The organism is Propionicimonas sp. T2.31MG-18, from assembly GCF_964266745.1.
GTDB lineage: Bacteria > Actinomycetota > Actinomycetes > Propionibacteriales > Propionibacteriaceae > Propionicimonas.
Genome location: NZ_CAXWGX010000026.1, coordinates 164,879 through 180,172 on the forward strand (window position 1 = coordinate 164,879; position 15,294 = coordinate 180,172).

The window sequence follows — 15,294 nt, forward strand, 5'->3', positions numbered from 1 at the left end:
GGCAGCGGTGTATCAGGAGGGGGGAAGGATGCCTCTAGGAAAGTGCGCAGGCCGACTTCTACGCTGAGACCGGCCGGTACGACGAGGGAGGCTCCCGTGATCCGTGTGCTTGACCCTGCCACCGCTGTGCAGCGGCCCGTGCGGGCGCGGAGATGGGAGGACGGCGACCGGCGCAGGGCGCCCGCGCAGCTGCGGCCCACCGTCTACGTGGCCGAGAAGCTGCTGGTCCGGGGGGACCAGACCGACCAGGGCCTCGAGCCGAAGGTCGCCACCCTGCTGGCCGAGCGCTTCGGCTGGACGCTCTCGCCGGTCGGCAAGCCCGAGCCGCGCCGGGAGTACCGCCTGGACGTGAAGCTGGAGTCGCGGCGTCCCCAGGTGCTCACCCTCTCGGTGGCCGAGGGCAGGCTGGCCGCACCCCCGGACGCCTGGCTGGCGCTCCAGCACATCGCCGACGAGTTCCCTGAGCTCGCCGGGGAGTTCGAGTTGGTGCACGTGCTCGCCGCGACCACGCTCACCGGCATCGGGGGCTACTGGAGCGGCATCGGCGGCTACTGGAGCGGGATCGGCGGCTACTGGAGCGGCATCGGCGGCTACTGGAGCGGGATCGGTACCTCCAGCACGCCCGGCGAGTACGGAGTGCCCGGCCTGGGCGGCCGCTCCCCGGTCGCGCTGGTGGTGGCCGACCCGGCGCTCACCGCGCCGAAGGTCGCCCGGCCGCCCGTGGTGGTCATGCCCGACACCGGCATCGGCGTCCACCCCTGGTTCCGGGACCTCTCCGCCCAGCCGCTCGCCTTCCCGCCGCCGCCGGCCTCCGGCGTCGAGGTGAAGGGCTCCCCGGTGGCGGACGTCGACGACGGCGTCACCGACTACCTCACCGGCGACATCCAGCGACTCGCGGGGCACGGGACCTTCATCGCCGGCATCGTCCGGCAGGCCTGCCCGTCGGCACGACTGGAGGCGCACGCGGTGATGGCGTCCTCCGGGGTCATGGAGGAGGACGTCCTGCTCGACGACCTGCACGACCTGCTCGAACGGCAGCTCGGCGCCCTCGAGTCCGGCGACGCCGCCGCAGTGGTGGACGTGCTGACGCTGTCGGTCGGCTACTACCACGAGGAGGGTGCGGACGCCGACGACGCCAGCATCGCGCAGGTGCTGCGCGACCTCGGGCGGGCCGGCGTGCTCGTCGTCGCCGGCGCCGGCAACGACGCCACGACCGAGCCGATGCTGCCGGCCGGCTTCGCCGCCGGGCCGGCGGAGGCGTCCGCGCTGCCGCTGGTGAGCGTGGGCTCGCTGAACCCCAACGGGGCGTCGGTCTCGCTGTTCTCCAACGCCGGGGAGTGGGTGACCACCTACCGCACCGGCGCCGCCATCGTCTCGACGCTGCCGGTGAACATGAACGCCGGGGTGCAGTCCTCGTCCCGCGTCGACGGGGACGCGTCCCTCACCCCCGCCCAGCGGCGGGCCCTCCACGCGGGCGTCGGGCAACCCCCGAGGGACCGCAGCACGATCGACCGCGACGACTACTCCGGTGGCTTCGGCGTGTGGAGCGGCACCTCCTTCGCCACCCCGGTGCTCGCCGGCGAGCTGGCCCGGGCGCTGCTGGAGAAGGGCACGGACGCGGTCGACCTGTCCTCGATGCTCGACCGCGGCTGGGCCGCGCTGTCGTCCGTCCTCGGGCTGGACCGGCCGTGAGTGCCACCGCCTCGCTCGGCGCGCGCGCGGCGCAGGCCTTCGTCGCCTACCGGGACGGGGACCGCGAGCAGCTACGCGAACTGGTCGCCCTGCTGACGCCGCTGCTGTGGCACACCGCCCGCTCCCAGCACGCGCCCCGCGAGATCGCGGAGGACGCCATCCAGACCGCGTGGCTCCGCCTGGTGGACGCCGCGGACACCATCACCGACCCCCGGGGGGTCGTCTCCTGGCTCGTGGTGACCGTGAAGCGCGAGACGTGGCGGCTGCTGCGCCTTGCCGGCCGGGAGACCACGCCGGAGTCCGGCGTGCCCGACGTCACCGACGCCGTCACGCCCGAGGACGCCGCCGTCTCCGGCGACCAGCAGCGGGTGCTGTGGGCTCACGTCGACGAACTGCCCGAACGCTGCCGGGCCCTGCTCCGGGTGATCGCCTTCGCCCCGGCTCCCGACTACGCGGGGGTCGCGGCCAGCCTCGGCATGCCCGTGGGCAGCATCGGTCCCACGCGCGGACGGTGCCTGGCCAAGCTCCGCGCGATCCTGCTCTCCGACCCCAGATGGGAGGCCTGACATGCCCGAAGAGTTCCCTGACGGCCTCATCGACGAGGTGGACGAGCGAATCCTCGCCGGCCTGGCGACGCTGTACGAGACCATCGACCCGGTGCCGCCGGGCCTGCTGGAGCGCATCGACTTCGCCCTGGCGGTGGCCGAGCTGGAGGCCGACATCGCCGAGCTCAGCCGCGGCGAGCTGGTCGGCGTCCGCGGCGAGGAGACCGACTCGGTCACTTTCACCAGCGGGACGCTGAGCCTGATGGTGACCACGGCCGCCTCCGCCCACCACGTCCGGATCGACGGCTGGGTGACCAGCCCCGGTGCAGAGGTGGACGTCGTCGGTGAGGGGCTGACCCGCACCACCGTGGCCGACGAGGCCGGGCGCTTCTCGGTCGAGGGCGTCCCCCGCGGGCGGGCGCACTTCGTGGTCCGCCGCGAGGGCTACCGTCCGGTGATCACGCCGTCGATGGAGATCTGACGACGACGGTTCCTGCACAGGCCCTGGCCCGCGCGCGGGACCTGCGGCTCGCGAGCCTGGCGGACAACGCCGCCGGGCGGGCCGTGCGCGCCGCCCGGACGCTGCGGACCGCGCTGTCGCTCCTGCCACCCGTGGACGCCCCGGCACCGCGCGAGGTGGACGTCGTGCGGGTGTCGTGCCTGCTCACGCTCGCCCTGTCGGAGCTGGCGACCGGGGGGCTGGTCGCGGCAGAGCCGCACCTCGCCGACGCCCGGCGGATCGCCGGGGACGACCCGGAGCTGCTGGCCCGGTGGCGCTGCCAGCGGGGGAACATCCTGGGCCGGTGCGGCGACTTCGCGACAGCGGCCGCCGAGCTGGCCGTCGTGGTGGACGAGCCGCAGTGGTTCACCACCGTCGAGCGCTGCGCGATGCTGCTGAACCGGGGCATGGTGTTCGTCGAGCTGGGACGCCCGGAGGAGGCGGCGGCTGCCTTCCGCGGCGCGTCCGCCCTGGCCGCGGAGGCCGGCGACCCCCGGCACCTCTTCATGGCCGAGCACAACCTCGGCTACGCCCTCTACCTCACCGGCGACCTGCCCGCGGCCCTGGCCACGATGGCGGCGGCAGAGGAGATGCCCGCGGACGTCTTCCGGGGCCCGTCGCTGCTCGACCTGGGCCGGGTGCTGGGAGAGGCGGGCCTGCTGGACGAGGCCCTGTCCGCGCTCGACCGTGCCCGGCGCGCCTGCCGCCCGCGGCAGGACCAGCTCCTTCGCGCGGAGATCGACCTCGAGCGCGCCCGCATCCTGCGCCTGGCCGGCGAGGTCGCGGAGGCCGCCGCAGCCGCCCGCGCGTCCCGCGAGCGGTTCGCGCGGCTGGGGGCCGCCGCACCGGCGGCCCGGGCCGATCTCACCGTGCTCGACTGCGCCCTCAGCCGTGGCCGGGGCCTCGCCCGCGTGCTCGACGGGGCACTGGCCGACGAGGCGGTGGCCGTCGACCTCGGGGACGCGGAACTGCGCGCCCGCAGCATCGCCGTGGCGGCCGAGGCCGCCGCGCGCCTGGGACGGGTGGACGTCGCCCGCGCGGCGTTGCGGCGCTACCCGTCCGACTCGTTCGGGCTGGTCGTGCACCTGCGCCACGCCTACGCCGCGGCGCTCACCGACGTGGCGTCCGGGCGATCGCCGGGACGCCGCCTGGCCGCCGCGGCCTCGGACCTGGCGGCCAGCCAGGCGGTCAGCGCGTCGCTGGATTCGCGCGCGGCCCGCAAGGTGCTCAGCCTCCGGCTGGCCGGCCTCGACACCGCGCTCGCGGTCGGCCGCGGGCCGGGCGCGGTGCTGGCGTCCCTGGAGCGGTGGAGCAGCCGGGGACTTCCGGTGGTCCGTCCGCCCGACGATCCCCGCCAGGCGGCGCTGACCCGCCGCCTGCGGGCGCTGTCGCAGGCGTTGCGGGACGAGCCGTCCGGGCCGGGCGCCGCCGGGCGCCGCATGGAGGTCGACCGCCTCCAGCGGGAGCTGCTCGACCTGGGGCTCGCGCAACGACAGGCGGACGCCACGTCCCACCCGCTGCCCACGCTGGAGGAGGCGCTCGACACCCTCGCCGGGGAGGGCCGCGCGCTGCTGCGGCTGTTCGCGCACGAGGGGGCCCTGTGGGGCGTGGCCGTGGTGGGGGGCCGCCGGCGGCTGGCGCGGCTGGCCGGCCTCGGCGAGTGCCTCGAGGTGACCCGGCGGCTGCGGGCGGACCTGCGCGCCGCAGCCCACCAGCCGCCCGCCCCGCTGGGCGCCGCCATCGCGTCGTCGCTGGCCGCCGGGCTCGGCTGGCTGGACGACGCGGTCCTCGGGCCGTGGCGGCCGGGGCCGTCGACCGGGCTCGTGGTGATCGGCAGCCACGCGGTGGCGTCGGTGCCGTGGGGGCTGCTGCCCACGCTCGGCAGCGTCCCGGTCACCGTCGCCCGTTCGGTGACCGAGTGGGCGGCGGGGCGGAGCGTGACCGCCCGCCCGGCGGTGCAGGTGCTCACCGGTCCCGGGCTCACCCACGCCGACGCGGAAGGACGGCGCGTCGCTGCGTCCTGGCCATCGGCCCGGCTAGCGGTGCAGGCGGGGGCTTCCGAGCTCGTCGCAGCGCTGGAGGGGGCGGACGTGGTGCACGTGGCGGCGCACGGGCAGCACCGGGCGGCCAGCCCGCTGTTCTCCTCGCTGCGCATGGCCGACGGCGAGGTCTTCGCCCACGAGTTGCCCGCCGGGCGGGTGCGGGCGCGGCACGTCGTGCTGTCGGCATGCGACGTCGGGACGGCCCAGGTGCGTCCCGGCGACGAACCCCTCGGACTCGCCGACACGCTGCTCTCCCTCGGGGTCGGCTCGGTCGTGGCCGCCGTCGCGCCGGTGGCCGACGACACCACCGCAGCGGTGATGGCCGCCTACCACCGGGGCCTGCGCCGCGGGCTGCCCAGCGACGAGGCCCTCGCCGCCGCCGGGCCGGGCTCGCCGTTCGTCGTCCTCGGCTCGCCATGGCGCTCTCGAGAGGAGGCGGATCCGGCGGGCTCGGACACCTTCCCCGCGGGGTGATCGAGTATTACCCTGTACTACATGCCCGCACCGCAACGTCGCACGCTCGTGTACTCCGTCCGGCTCAGCCCGCAGGAGAGCAACGCCATCCAGAAGATCGCGGACGCCCGCCACCTGCCGGCGTCCACCCTCGTCCGCGCCTGGATCCTCGACCGGCTCGACGCCGAGCAGCGGGCCTGATGCTCGGATCCAAGCCCACCCTGGCCGGAGGGGTGGTGACGCTGCGTCCGGTGACCGCCGCGGACGCCGCCACCCTCAAGGAGCTGATGGCCGACCCCGAGGTCGGCGTCCTCACCGGCTCGGTGCACTCCCGGGCGGAGGCCGCGGACGAGCAGTACACCCTCGACCAGCTGCGCGAGGTCTACGGACGCTGGGCGGTCGCGGAGGACCGCGTGGTGTGGGTGATCGTCGAGAACGCCACCGGACGCGTCGTCGGCGAGTCGGTCCTGAACGACCTCGACGAGGACAACCTGAGCTGCGGCTTCCGGATCTGGATCAGCGGCGCCACCGGACGCGGGCTCGGCACGGAAGCCGTCCGCCTGAGCGTCGGCCACGCCTTCGCCGTCGGACTGCACCGGGTGGAGCTGGAGGTCTACGACTTCAACCCGCGCGCCCGGCACGTCTACGAGAAGGTCGGGTTCGTGCACGAGGGCACCCGACGCGAGGCCCTGCGGTTCGAGGACGGGTGGGTCGACTGCCACGTGATGGGCCTGCTGGCCACGCAGTGGCGCGGGTGAGTCCGGCGCCGCCGGGCGATGTGGCAGGGTTCGGGTGAGCGAAAGGACTGCGATGCGGTTGTTGTTCCTCGGTGCCGGGGCCATCGGCACCTACGTGGGCGGCTCGCTGGCCGCCGCCGGGCACCACGTCACCTACAGCGAGCAGCCGGAGGCCGCCGCCGTCATCGCCGAGCAGGGGCTCCGGCTGACCAGGGACGGGCGCACGACCTCCGTCCGCGACTTCGCCATCTTCGGCTCCGCCGCCGAGGCGCTCGCCGCGGGGCCGCACGACGCGTGCGTATTCGCCCTGAAGTCCTTCGACACCGAGCCGGCCCTCGACGGGCTGGTCGCGACCGGCGCAGAACTGCCACCCGTGCTGTCGCTGCAGAACGGGGTGGACAACGAGCCGGCGATCGCCGCCCGCCTCGGCGCGGACCGGGTGATCACCGGGACGGTGACGACCGCCGTCGGCAAGCCCGGGATCGGACAGGTGGTCGAGGAGAAGCGCCGCGGCATCGGCATCGCCCTGGACCACCCCCTCGGCGAGCGCCTGGTCGCCGCGCTGAACGACGCCGGGCTGAACGGCGTCGGCTACCCGCACGCGGGGCCGATGAAGTGGTCGAAGCTGCTCACCAACCTCACCGGGAACGCGACCTCGGCGATCCTCGACGAGCCGGTCTCCGCGCTGTTCGCCGACCGGCGGCTGTACGAGGTGGAACTCGCCGTCCTGCGCGAGTGCCTCGCCGTGATGGAGGCCCTCGGCCACAAGCCGGTCGACCTGCCCGGCACCCCCGTGCGCGCCCTCGCGCTCGCGGCGACACGGCTCCCGCGCTTCATCGCCCAGCCCGCGCTCACCCGGGCCCTGGGCGGCGGACGGGGCGACAAGATGCCGTCCTTCCACATCGACCTGCACTCCGGGCGCGGCCGCACGGAGGTGCGCTACCTCAACGGCGCGGTGGTCCGCCACGGCGAGCAGCACGGCGTCCCCACCCCGGTGAACCGCGTCCTCACCGAGACGCTCGAGGCGCTCAGCGCCGGCACCCTCAGCCTGGAGACCTTCCGCCACTCCCCGGAGGCGTTGCTCGCCCTCCTGTGAGGCCGGTCAGCCCCCGGCCAGGTGGACGGGGATCCTGCGGTGGCCGAAGTCGCCGGCGGCGTCGGCGAAGCAGCCGGCGATGACGGCGTCGCAGTCCGGGCAGCGGCCGTCCGCGGTGAGGCGGTACTCGAGGATCTGGTACCAGTCGCGCCGCACCAGGGCCTGGCCGCACTCCGGACACCAGGTGGTCTCGCCGTCCGGGTCGCGCACGTTGCCGGTGTAGACGTGGTGCAGCCCCTCCTCCCGGGCGATCCGGCGTGCCCGGCGCAGCGTGGAGGGCGGAGTCGGCGGGACGTCCATCAGGTGGTGGGACGGGTGGAACGCGGAGAAGTGCAGCGGGACGTCCGGGCCCAGCTCGCCGGCGACCCACCCCGACAGCCGGCGCACCTCGTCGTCGGTGTCGTTGTGGCCGGGGATCAGCAGCGTCGTCAGCTCCACCCAGACCGGCGTCTCGTGCACCAGGTAGCTGATGGTGTCCAGCACCGGCTGCAGGTGCGAGCGGGTCAGCCGGGCGTAGAACTCCTCGCTGAACGACTTCAGGTCGACGTTCGCCGCGTCGATGTGGGCGAAGAACTCCCGCCGCGGCTCGGGGTTGACGTAGCCGGCGGTCACCGCGACCGTCTTCAGGCCCTCCTCGTGGCAGGCGTCCGCGGCGTCCATCGCGTACTCGGCGAAGATCACCGGGTCGTTGTAGGTGAACGCCACGCTGCGGCAGCCCCACTGCGTGGCCGCCCGGGCGATCGACGCCGGCGAGGCGGCATCCTGCAACCGGTCGGCGTCCCGGGACGTGCTGATGTCCCAGTTCTGGCAGTACCGGCAGGCGAGGTTGCAGCCGACCGTGCCGAAGGAGAGCACGCTGCTGCCCGGGTAGAAGTGGGCCAGCGGCTTCTTCTCGATCGGGTCGACGCAGAACCCGGACGCCAGCCCGTAGGTGGTCAGCACCAGCTGCGACCCGTCGCGCCGCCGGACGAAGCAGGCGCCGCGCTGGCCGTCCCTCAGCTTGCACTCCTGCGGGCACAGGTCGCACTGGAGCCGGCCGTCGTCGAGGGCGTGCCACCAGCGCGCGGGACGGGGCGTCGCCATGTCGTCACCCCCGGCCGGCCAGCGTCGGTGCCGGCACCGCCGGCTCCTGCTCCTGCCAGCTGGTCACGGTGAAGCGGGCCACGCAGAGCTCCAGGTCCCAGAACGACACCGGAAGCCCCGCCTTGTGCAGCAGGTGCTCGACGAAGTCCTCCGGGTCGGACAGCTGCTCCCACACCTGGGGGAGGAACACCCCCCGGTGCCCGTGCCAGGACAGCACCACCCCGTCGACGCCGGGATGCAGCCGCGCGAGCAGTTCGGTGCGCGAACAGCACTCCACCGGGCTCATCGGCGAGAGCACCGACACCTCGATCCGCACCCGCGGCACCTCCTGCGCGGCGACCGGCGGGAACCGCGGGTCGTGGAAGGCCGCGGCGCACGCGTTGCGCAGCACGTCCTCGCGCAGGGTGCGGTGAGGCTCGATCGAGCCGATGCACCCGCGCAGCCGCCCGCGCTCGGTGAGCGTCACGAACGCCGCCCCGGGGTCGTCCAGCCAGTCGGGGTCGTCCGGGGATCGCGCGGGACGGCTTCCCCGGGAGGCGATGGCCCCGCGGGCGAGGCCCAGCAGGACCGTGCCTGCCCGGGGGTCGGACGCAGGCCCGGAACGCTCGGCGGTCTTGCGGGCGCTGGTCGGGTTCAGGTCAACCTTGGTCACTTCGCACCTCCTCGAAACGAACGGTGGCGTAGCCCACGACCCTGGCGCGGTCGCCGGCGGTGTCTCCGGAATTGCGGGCGTCGACGAGCACCGGGCGCAGCCCGCGCGCCCGCGCGACGACGACCATGCCGTTCACCCCGACGGCCCCGCACGCCCGGCGCTCGGGCAGCGGCCACTGCAGGGCGAGGATGCGCCGCACGGTGTCGGCGTCCATCGCCCTCGCGTCCGCGTAGGGCCGGTAGTGGGACAGGTCGGAACTGATCAGCACCAGCGTCTCCGGCCCTCCCCAGCACGCCTCGATCACCTGGGCGACGTCCTCCGGCGTGGCGTCCCCCACCACCAGCGGCAGCAGCGTGAAAGCGTCGAGCACGCTCTGGAGGAAGGGGAGCTGGACCTCCAGGGAGTGCTCGCGCTCGTGCGGAGCGTCCCACCGGACGACCTGCGGCAGGCGCAGCAGCCCGTCCGCGGGCTCGACCGGCACTTCGCCCAGGGGCGTCGCGAAGCGGTCGGACGTGGGCAGGGCGAGCCCGGGGAACGGCACGTAGTGGGACGGGCCGAGCAGGACCACCCTGCTGATGCGGGTGCGCAGAGCCTCCACCTGGACATAGCCCAGAGCTGCGGTGGGGCCGGAGTAGGCGTAGCCGGCGTGGGGGACGATCATGGCCCGTGGCGGGCTTCCCGGGACGCCGCTCGTGCGGGCCGCGGCGAGCAGGCGGTCGAGGTCACGGCGAAGGTCATCGGGTCGCCCGGGGTAGAAGCGCCCGGAGACTGCGGGTTGACGTACGGTCGCCATCGACATCGCCCCCACCCCAGACGCTACTCCGCTCGTGCGGGCCTCGGGGAGCCCGGCGGCGAAGAACCGCCGGAACATGGTGGGGTCGTGGCCGTCGGGATCGCGGCCCGCGGGGGCCTGCGCGGCAGGCCCTTCCGGAGGGGGTGAACGTCGGGCCGGGAGCGCCTCTCGGCGCGTGGCCGCTCGTAGCGGCGAATGTTGGAGCCCGGGGCTACCGCGGCCCGACGCCTCGGACAGGATAGGCCGTCGCCTCCCCGGAACCAAGCACGCCCGGTTACTCCAGCTCGCCCGCCCGCCACAGCCGGGCACCCGCGGCGAGGTCGTCGGCCATGACCTGGAGGCGCCCGGCCTGGATCACCGCGCGGGCCCCTTCCGTGACGTCCGCACGGCCGGAGGAGACCACGCGGCAGAACGCGGCGGCACGTTCGAGCGCCACTGCGAAGTCGCCGTCGAACACGCCGTGCAGGATCTCGTCCGCGACCCGCCGCACCTCGTCGGGGCCCGGCGGCTCCACCCCGGCGACCGCGTGGTTGGGCTCGGTGAAGCGGATCCCCGCGGCGTACTCGCGCGCGGCGCCGTGCGGGTCGGTGGTCACCCACTCCCGCAGGAGGTACAGCCGCCAGAGCACCCCCGGGAGCGAGCGGGCGGGACGGGACGCCCACAGGTCGGCCAGCGTGCCGAGCCCGATGTCGTCGGCGAGCGCGACGAGCCGCGCGGTGACGGCGGGATCGGTGGCCGCCCGTCCGGTGTGCAGCAGGGCCGCCGCCGTCTCGTGGGCGGCGTGCAGCTGCGCGATCGGGTCGGACGGCTGCCCGAGCGCCTCCAGCGCACCCGGCTCCCGATAGCTCGGACGCCTCGGCTTGTGCGGCTCGCTCATCGGGCAAGGGTAGCCCGCGCGCCCGTCCCACCCTGCCCGCGCCCCCCGCCCCACCCCCCGATCCGCGTTCGCTGCCGAAAGCAACTCGCGCCACCGGAATTCCGGTGGCGCGAGTTGCGCTCGGCAGCAGGAACGGGGGAAGGGCGCGGGCCGACGCGGCCGGCGAGGGGGGGGTCCGGCCTCAGGAGGCCAGGACCTCCTCGATGGACGTGTGGTCGTGACCCCAGGCCTCGGCGACCGGTCCGCTGGTGAGCACGCCGTCGAACGTCGACAGGCCACGGGCCAGTGTCGTGTCGGACGCGAGCGCGGCGCGCCACCCGAGGTCGGCGATGCGGGTGACGTAGGGCAGCGTGGCGTTGGTCAGCGCGTAGGTCGAGGTCACCGGGACCGCGCCCGGCATGTTCGCCACGGCGTAGAACACCGCGTCGTGCACCCCGTAGGTGGGGTCGGCGTGGGTGGTCGCGTGGGTGTCGGCGAAGCAGCCGCCCTGGTCCACGGCGATGTCGACGAAGACCGAGCCGGGCTTGGCGCCGGCCACCATCTCGTTGGTCACCAGCTTGGGCGCCCGCGCACCCGGCACCAGCACGGAGCCGATCACCAGATCGGCGTCGCGGATCGCCGCCTCGATCGCGTACGCGGTGGACATCTGGGTCTTCACCTGGCCGGCGAACTCCGAGTCGAGCTGCACCAGCCGGTCGGTCGAGATGTCGAGGATGGTCACGTCCGCACGGAGGCCGTGCGCGATCTGGGCCGCGTTCAGGCCGGCCACGCCGCCGCCGATCACGACCACCTTGCCCGGGGTGACGCCGGGAACGCCGGGCAGCAGCACCCCGTCCCCACCGGCGTGCTTGAGCAGCGCGTTGGTGCCGGCGAGGACGGACAGGCGTCCGGCCACCTCGCTCATCGGACGCAGCAGCGGCAGCGCGCCGGCGTCGGTCTGCACGGTCTCGTAGGCGATCGCCGTCGTGCCGGACGCGAGCAGCGCCTCGGTCTGCGGGCGGTCGGCGGCGAGGTGGAGGTAGGTGAACAGCACCTGGTCGGCACGCAGGAACCCGTACTCGGCGGCGATCGGTTCCTTCACCTTCAGCAGCAGGTCGGCGGTGCCCCAGACGTCCGCGGCGTCGGGCACGATGGTCGCGCCGGCGAGGGTGTAGGCGTCATCGCTGATCGCCGAGCCGACCCCGGCACCGGCCTGGACGAACACCTCGTGCCCGCGGCGGGTGAGGTGGTCCACCCCGGCGGGGGTGATCGCGACGCGGTTCTCCTGGCTCTTGATCTCGGTGGGGATGCCGATCTTCATGGGTCTGCTGCCTTTCCGTCTCCCGGCCTGCCACCGGTGGTCGGCAGAAAGTGTGGCGGCCTCGCCCGTCCGTACGCCTCCCGCGGAAACGAGATCGAAAGAATCCTCGGCTACCCTGCAACACGTGACCGGCAAGGGTGTTACGGGCCGGGCGGAGCGGCCGAAGAATCCCCGCGCGCTGGACGGGATCGACCGGCGCCTGCTTCGCCTGCTGATGCGCAATGGACGCGTCTCGAACAGTCGCCTCGCACAGGAGGCGAGCGTCGCGGAGTCGACCGCGCACACGCGCGTGGCCGGGCTGATCGAGTCCGGTGTCATCCGCGGCTTCCACGCCGCCGTCGACCTCGCTGCGGTCGGCTTCCCGATCCAGGCGCTCATCCTCGTCCGGCTCCAGGACAGCGCCCGTCCACGGCTGCGCGAGGAGGCGCACCGGCTGGCGTCCTGTCCCGGCGTGCTGGACGTGTTCTTCCTCGCCGGGCAGTACGACCTCGCCGTCCGCGTGGCCGCGGCCAACACGTCCGACCTGCGCGACTTCGTGGTCAACGAGCTGAGTCGCCACCCCGAGACGGCCGGCACGGAGACGTGCCTGATCCTCGAGGACGTCCGCGGCGAACTGCCGCCGCTCGGCGACTGAGGCTCAGCGCTCCTGGAGGCAGAGGACGCGGCCGTTCCCGCCGGGCGCGCCCTCCCAGTAGGACGCGTCTGCCGCCGCGACGTCCGCGCACGGGTCGGTCGTGTCCGTCGTCTCCGGCTGGTTCTCCACGATGGAGATGACGGTGTACTGCGCCTCCGCGGAATCGCACTGCACGGACTTGACCTCGTTCTCGGACACCTGGGCCAGGCAGTCGCCCACCTTCGCGCCGTGCACGTCGAACTGGCTCAGCGCGTAGAAGAGCCCCAGCCCGCCCAGGACGACGGCGATCGCGATGCCGACGATCAGGCGGACCTTGCCGCCCTTGGGCTTCTCCGGGACGGGCGGGGCAGCCGGCAGGTAGGCGCCCGGCTCGAGGTAGGGACCCTGCTGTGGTGTGCCGGCCGGCACACCGCCGGGGACGGACTGCGGGTACTCGGCGCCGGTCGGCTGGGGGTGCTGCGTGGTCATCGTTTCCTCTCCGCGCCGCACCCTAGAGCACCGTCACCCCGTCCTGCGCCGAAAACCCCCGACTGGACCGTTCCGTCCCGCCCCACGCCCGTTCCCGCCACCGATCGCAACGCTCGCCACCGGAATTCCGGCAGCAAGCGTTGCGATCGGGAGCGAACGCGGGGGGAGGGACGAGTGGGACGCGGGCCCGACACCGGTGGCACGCCGACACCGGTGCCCGTCCCACCCACGCCCCGTTCCCGCTGCCGACTGCAACCCTCGCCACCGGAATTCCGGCAGCAGGAGTTGCGATCGGGAGCAAGCGCGGGGGGAGGGACGAGTGGGACGGCGGCCCGACACCGGTGGCAGTCCGACGCAGACCCGTCCCACCCACGCCCCGTTCCCGCTGCCGACTGCAACCCTCGCCACCGGAATTCCGGCAGCAAGCGTTGCGATCGGGGGCGAACGCGGGGGGTGGGGCAGGTGGGACGGGTGGGACGCGGGCGCGCGGCCCGACCGGCTCAGCCGCGGCGGACGAGGCCGGTCTCGTAGGCGAAGAGGACCAGGCCCACGCGATCCCGGATCTGGAGCTTGGCGAGCAGACGGGTGATGTGGGTCTTCACGGTGCCCTCGGCCATGTAGAGGCGGCGGGCGATCTCGGCGTTGGTCGCCCCGGCGGCGATCTCCACCAGGACCTCCTGCTCACGGTCGGTGAGGACGGCCACCCGGGGGTCCGCACCCTCGGGGCTCGCCGGCAGGGTGGGCACGACGTGGTCCAGCAGGCGGCGGGTGGCGGACGGCGCCATCACGGCCTCGCCGGCGGCGACCGTCCGGATCGCGTTGAGCAGGTCTCCGGGACGCGCGTCCTTCAGCATGAAGCCGCTGGCCCCGGCCTTGAGCGCGCTGAACACGTACTCGTCGAGGTCGAAGGTGGTGAGCACCAGCACCTTGGTGGGCACGTCGGCCGCCACGATCCGCCGCGTCGCCTCCACGCCGTCCATCACCGGCATACGGATGTCCATCAGCACCACGTCACAGGGCACCGACATCACACCGGCCACCGTCTGTGCCCCGTCGGCGGCCTCGCCGACCACCTGGAGGTCCTCCTCCGCCTCGATGAGCATCCGGAAGCCGCTGCGCACCAGCTCCTGGTCGTCGGCAAGGAACACCCTGATCATGCTCACTCCTCCACGCTCGCCTGCACCGGCACCGGCAGCGTCGCGGTCACCTGGAACCCTCCACTCGGCCGCGCGCGGGTGACCAGGCGTCCGCCCATCGCCGAGATCCGCTCGTTCATGCCCCGCAACCCGTGCCCCGGGCTCTGAGGCACCGCGGACGGGGTCGCCACGCCATTGTCCAGCACGTCGATCGAGATCTCCCGCATCCCGTAGGTGATCGTGACCATGGCCGTCGCCTGGGGCCCGGCGTGCTTGAGGAAGTTCGTCAGCGCCTCCTGCACCACCCGGTAGACGGTCAGCTCCAGCGCCTGCGACACCCCCCGCGGAGGCTGCCCGTGCACCGCCAGCTGCACCCGGTCGCTGGTCCGCGCCACGAGGTCGGGGATGTCGGTGAAGCGTGGGGTGGGCGTGAACTCGGCCTGGCTGCGCGACTCGGGCGCGTCCCTGAGGACGCCGAGGATCCGACGCATCTCGCTGAGCGCCTCCCGTCCGGTCTCCGCGATGGTGGTGAGCGCCTGCGTCGCGGCCTCCGGCTTCTTGGCCGCGAGCGCCTTGCCGCCCTCGGCCTGCACGATCATCACCGAGAGCGAGTGGGCCACGATGTCGTGCAGCTCGCGCGCGATCTGCGTCCGCGCCCGGGACTCGGCCAGCCGGGTCTCCTGCTCACGCTCGAGCAGCATCGTTCGGTACCGCTCCTCCGCCACGAGGACGCGGTCCTGGTGCGCCTCGCTGGACTCCCGCACGCGGCGCCCGATCGCGTAGGGCGTGATGACCAGGCCCATGCAGACGAACCAGGCCAGCGTCAGCCAGATCAGCTGGCGGAGGCTGGGGTTGCTCCAGTCGTCGAGGATCCAGCGCACGGGGCCCAGCACCGAGCCCACCGCCCCGATCGCGAGCACCACCCGGGCCATCGGTCCGGGCACCCAGCGGGCGACCGAGTAGGCGACCACGGGCACCGCGACCAGGGTGGCCATGGGGTCGGAGGAGAAGGCCAGCTGCATCAGCCCGGCGAGGGTGACCCCCGCCAGGGCGAGCAGGGGGGAGTGCCGCCGCAGCACGAGCGAGCCGATCATCAGCACAGCGCTGACCAGGGGCCCGAGGGCGAGCACCCACTGCCCGCCGGCGGCGCCAGGGAGGTCGCGCACCCCGTACGGGGGGACGGTGAGCAGGCCGAGCCCGGCCGCCAGCGCGGCGTCCAGCACCCAGTCGTGCCGGGTCGCGCCGGGCGGGAAGAGCAGGTCTCGATGCATCGGTGCCAAGCGTACG

16 protein-coding genes are annotated in these 15,294 nt (G+C 74.1%); 8 read left to right on the plus strand and 8 right to left on the minus strand.

The annotated features are described in order from the left end of the window. Nucleotides 1-96: 96 nt before the first annotated feature. The 7 genes from ACFQQJ_RS11335 to ACFQQJ_RS11365 all read left to right on the plus strand — a co-directional run bounded on the left by ACFQQJ_RS11335 (nt 97) and on the right by ACFQQJ_RS11365 (nt 7,064). Complete coding sequence (locus ACFQQJ_RS11335; RefSeq protein WP_377106561.1) at nt 97-1,692, plus strand: S8/S53 family peptidase; 1,596 nt, start codon at nt 97-99, stop codon at nt 1,690-1,692. Next, on the plus strand, nt 1,689-2,258 hold the full coding sequence (locus ACFQQJ_RS11340) for an RNA polymerase sigma factor (RefSeq protein WP_377106563.1): 570 nt from the start codon (nt 1,689-1,691) through the stop codon (nt 2,256-2,258). The genes ACFQQJ_RS11335 and ACFQQJ_RS11340 overlap by 4 nt, the downstream gene beginning before the upstream one ends. 1 nt (nt 2,259) lies before the next feature. Next, nucleotides 2,260-2,718, plus strand: a complete 459-nt coding sequence (locus tag ACFQQJ_RS11345) for a carboxypeptidase-like regulatory domain-containing protein (RefSeq protein WP_377106565.1) — start codon at nt 2,260-2,262, stop codon at nt 2,716-2,718. A gap of 83 nt (nt 2,719-2,801) precedes the next feature. Then, complete coding sequence (locus ACFQQJ_RS11350) at nt 2,802-5,252, plus strand: CHAT domain-containing protein (RefSeq protein ID WP_377106567.1); 2,451 nt, start codon at nt 2,802-2,804, stop codon at nt 5,250-5,252. Between the two features lie 21 nt (nt 5,253-5,273). Then, entirely contained in the window at nt 5,274-5,432 is a 159-nt protein-coding gene (locus tag ACFQQJ_RS11355; protein WP_377106569.1) for a DUF6290 family protein, read from the plus strand. Beyond that, nucleotides 5,432-5,989: a GNAT family N-acetyltransferase gene (locus ACFQQJ_RS11360; RefSeq protein WP_377106571.1), complete on the plus strand. Its 558-nt coding sequence runs from the start codon at nt 5,432-5,434 to the stop codon at nt 5,987-5,989. Before ACFQQJ_RS11355 ends, ACFQQJ_RS11360 begins: the two co-directional genes overlap by 1 nt. Before the next feature lie 34 nt (nt 5,990-6,023). Further along, complete coding sequence (locus tag ACFQQJ_RS11365; protein ID WP_377106573.1) at nt 6,024-7,064, plus strand: ketopantoate reductase family protein; 1,041 nt, start codon at nt 6,024-6,026, stop codon at nt 7,062-7,064. 6 nt (nt 7,065-7,070) lie between these two features. On the opposite strand, the gene amrS is transcribed toward ACFQQJ_RS11365, so the two are convergent. The 5 genes from amrS to ald form a co-directional block, all read right to left on the minus strand. Then, nucleotides 7,071-8,147 carry an AmmeMemoRadiSam system radical SAM enzyme gene (amrS, locus tag ACFQQJ_RS11370; RefSeq protein ID WP_377106575.1) on the minus strand — a complete coding sequence of 359 codons (1,077 nt, stop codon included), beginning with the start codon at nt 8,145-8,147 and terminating at the stop codon, nt 7,071-7,073. A gap of 4 nt (nt 8,148-8,151) precedes the next feature. Beyond that, complete coding sequence (amrA, locus tag ACFQQJ_RS11375; protein WP_377106577.1) at nt 8,152-8,799, minus strand: AmmeMemoRadiSam system protein A; 648 nt, start codon at nt 8,797-8,799, stop codon at nt 8,152-8,154. Then, on the minus strand, nt 8,786-9,592 hold the full coding sequence (gene amrB / locus ACFQQJ_RS11380) for an AmmeMemoRadiSam system protein B (RefSeq protein WP_377106579.1): 807 nt from the start codon (nt 9,590-9,592) through the stop codon (nt 8,786-8,788). The genes amrA and amrB overlap by 14 nt, the downstream gene beginning before the upstream one ends. 274 nt (nt 9,593-9,866) lie before the next feature. Beyond that, nucleotides 9,867-10,469 (minus strand): hypothetical protein, encoded by a 603-nt coding sequence (locus ACFQQJ_RS11385; RefSeq protein ID WP_377106581.1) that lies wholly within the window; start codon nt 10,467-10,469, stop codon nt 9,867-9,869. A 181-nt stretch (nt 10,470-10,650) separates the two neighbouring features. Continuing rightward, complete coding sequence (gene ald, locus ACFQQJ_RS11390; protein WP_377106583.1) at nt 10,651-11,769, minus strand: alanine dehydrogenase; 1,119 nt, start codon at nt 11,767-11,769, stop codon at nt 10,651-10,653. A gap of 124 nt (nt 11,770-11,893) precedes the next feature. Here ald and ACFQQJ_RS11395 point away from each other — a divergent pair, with 124 nt between their 5' ends. Further along, nucleotides 11,894-12,403, plus strand: a complete 510-nt coding sequence (locus ACFQQJ_RS11395; protein WP_377106585.1) for an Lrp/AsnC family transcriptional regulator — start codon at nt 11,894-11,896, stop codon at nt 12,401-12,403. A gap of 3 nt (nt 12,404-12,406) precedes the next feature. Here the strand turns inward: ACFQQJ_RS11395 and ACFQQJ_RS11400 are convergent, their stop codons facing one another. The 3 genes from ACFQQJ_RS11400 to ACFQQJ_RS11410 form a co-directional block, all read right to left on the minus strand. Continuing rightward, complete coding sequence (locus ACFQQJ_RS11400; protein WP_377106586.1) at nt 12,407-12,871, minus strand: hypothetical protein; 465 nt, start codon at nt 12,869-12,871, stop codon at nt 12,407-12,409. 500 nt (nt 12,872-13,371) lie between these two features. After that, a complete protein-coding gene (locus ACFQQJ_RS11405; protein WP_377106588.1) occupies nt 13,372-14,028 on the minus strand; it encodes a response regulator in 657 nt (218 codons plus the stop codon). 2 nt (nt 14,029-14,030) lie between these two features. Further along, complete coding sequence (locus tag ACFQQJ_RS11410; RefSeq protein WP_377106589.1) at nt 14,031-15,278, minus strand: sensor histidine kinase; 1,248 nt, start codon at nt 15,276-15,278, stop codon at nt 14,031-14,033. Between the last annotated feature and the right edge of the window lie 16 nt (nt 15,279-15,294).